We start from the raw sequence: 2,498 nt of genomic DNA, 5'->3' as shown, positions 1-2,498 counted from the left end.
GTCTTAGCCGCATACCGCTTTGAAGACGCGTCGACTTGCCGGCGCCGAGCGGGCTGTCAGAATCGTTTATGAACAATCCGCTGCTTGACGTATCGGTGACGAAATATCCATCTCGCCCACCCGAGATCCTGCAATGAGCTCGCGAAACGAACATGTCGGGATCGTCGATCTGCCAGCCTGCGTCCGCGCTGCGGCCGATCACCAGCTCGCCTTCGTCCAGCCGGGTGTGCCGTACGGCCTGGGTGCGTGGCCCTTGCTCCAGCGTCAGCAGCAGGCTCATGCCGCGACCCCCGCCATTTCCGGCTGCCATCCGACGATTGTGCGCAGCCGCAGATCGTCAGCATCGCCCCTTTCAACAGGCCGCGCAAGCCAGGCAGTTCGGCCGAGCTGTACCGCTCCGAGACGGGGCGGCGGCACGGCTTCCCGCGCAAGCACGATGCGCAGATCGACGTCGAGCGATTCCCCGACCATGTCGCGAACGGCTTGCTTGAACAGTTTGAACCGCTGGCTACCGGGCAGGAACGCCTTGAAGTCCTCGTACCCCAGCGGGCCGACACGGAGCTCGATTCGGCTTTGGCGGTTGAAAACGCGCGGGCCGATCGTCGCTCCTCGGCCAAGCCCTGCATAGGCTTTTGCAAGACGGGTCTGGAGCCCGGTTGGGATGGTTATCCAGGCGGCGATGAACTCCTTAATCTGAACCGGCACCTTGAACGCTTCCGCTAGGAACAGCGTCAGCCGTTCCGAGCCGTCGACTTGGCTGGCGAGCGAAGCCGCCTGGCGAAGCTTCACCGTATCGAGATCGGTGTTCTGGGTGCCCGGAAGTCCTATTCCCGCCATGGCTTCGAGCATGGCGCGAACGCGCCCGCCGACCGCGCGTTCGACCTGTACGGCCGGATGCGCATCCGCCCATGCCCGATAATACAGGGCGATCATGCGGTGCTGAAGAATGTTGACGAAGTCCACGAATGTCGTGTCGCTGGTTTGCTGGGCATCGGCGCCGGTGAACCAGCGCTGCGACAGACGATCGAGCACCCAGCGTGTCAGATGCAGCGGCAGCGGACCTTCGGGTCCCATCAGGCCGAGATTTGCGACGGTGACCCTGGCCGGAGCCTTGTCCTTCGCGTCGTGGAATTCAACCACGTCCCTGGCCGAAAAGCTAAGACGCACATGCTGTCCGAGCCTTGCAGGCTCGCGCTCTGGCGAGCCGGAATAGCCGAACAGCCCGCCCCTCCGTTCGAGTCGGCGCAACAGTTCGAAGAAGTCGAACGTCCCGGACAGCGCCTCGGCATGGTTCGGGTCGACTGTGTCTAGATCAGGTAGCGATTGCCGGGCGTCATCGGCCATGGCACATCCTCCTGCTTCTGCAGCAGCCGCGTACGGGTTCGCACGAAGCCGTTTATTCCGGCGTGCCGGGCAAACAGCCGTGCCAGCAGGGCCGAAAGCAGCAATGTGCTTTGCCCTGCCAGGACCGACTGGTCGACATGCAATGTTACTTCCGTGCCACGTCCAAAGCACATCGGGCCGTCGATCTGCAGCCGTTCGATGACCGACCGCGAGTCGATGCGAACGATCGAATGCACGTTGCGGGCAAGGCTCGGATCTCCCCGGTCGGCGTAAAGATCAAGCAGCGCATGCAGCGGATCGACGCCGCGGCCTTCCTTGGCAAGGCTGAGAAAATTGAGCGCCAGTTGCGCCACCAGCCGCCAGGCGAGATTGTCGGCGCGCGATTCGCCCGCCGCGCCCGAAGGCAGCGCCGCGGGGATGGCCGGGCGAGGCGGACGCAACGCGCCGAGAAGCCGCACCGTTTCGACCGGGTCGCCGGCCTCCAGCGTCAAAGTGGGATTATCATCGAGGATCGGCAGATCGCGGTTGGTGCAAAGCGCCACGATGTCGACACGCTTCAGCGACCGGTTCGCCTGGCTTTCCACCGGGCGTGAAATTGCCAGGAAAACATCGTCCCCTGCGTAGGAGGTGCGGGTCAGCCCGTCGCGCCGCTCGTCTTCCGTCGCGCGACGAGGACGCCGCTCGGTCGAGTAGACCCAGCCACTGCCACGATTCTGACCCAGGCTGAAGAGCTCCGGAATTTCGGCATCGCTGCCCCCGGTGTCGGCGTCCTCCACGCGGATGACCCGATGGATTTCGAAGTCACGCGCCCGCGTTCGGTCGGCATGCAGCACCTGGCGCGTCCTGCGCGGATCAAGCTCGATGACGTTGCACTCACGCTCGAAGAGATTGATGATCGGCGTTGCGAAAAGTTCGAAATCGGCCGGGGTCAAGTCGGCAAGCTCGGGCACTGGACGCCTGAACATGAAGATGATCTCGAGCCCGGCGGCGCATCGGCGCACGACGGGCTGCAGTCCGGAAACCCGCGCATAGTGAAAGCGCTCGGGCATCATGAAATATTCGCGCAGCAGACGGTACCCCTCGAATGTCGGACGGGTCCGAGGCATCAGGGCTTCGTCGTCGCTGATGCCGATCATTTCGGGTTCCGGCAAGGG

Annotated in this window: 3 protein-coding genes; all 3 read right to left on the bottom strand. The window is 63.8% G+C overall.

Annotated elements, in window-relative coordinates:
- Nucleotides 1-280, bottom strand: a 280-nt coding sequence (locus EOD15_RS32710; RefSeq protein ID WP_127409219.1) for an FHA domain-containing protein, incomplete at its 3' end; no start/stop codon positions are given.
- Nucleotides 277-1,344, bottom strand: coding sequence for a type VI secretion system baseplate subunit TssG (gene tssG / locus EOD15_RS32705; protein WP_127409218.1), 1,068 nt, complete (start codon nt 1,342-1,344; stop codon nt 277-279). The genes EOD15_RS32710 and tssG, both read right to left, overlap by 4 nt.
- On the bottom strand, nt 1,308-2,498 hold a 1,191-nt coding region (locus tag EOD15_RS32700), incomplete at its 5' end, for a type VI secretion system baseplate subunit TssF (RefSeq protein ID WP_185929141.1). The genes EOD15_RS32700 and tssG, both read right to left, overlap by 37 nt.

The sequence above is a fragment of the Mesorhizobium sp. M7A.T.Ca.US.000.02.2.1 genome (genome assembly GCF_003996995.1).
Classification (GTDB): Bacteria; Pseudomonadota; Alphaproteobacteria; order Rhizobiales; family Rhizobiaceae; genus Mesorhizobium.
Note: the sequence above shows the minus strand (reverse complement) of the source record. Positions and strands in the feature narration are given on the sequence as shown.

What these genes read in the sequence shown, in the direction of transcription:
- tssG (WP_127409218.1), bottom strand. Translation starts at nt 1,344, where the DNA reads ATGGCCGATGACGCCCGGCAATCGCTACCTGATCTAGACACAGTCGAC.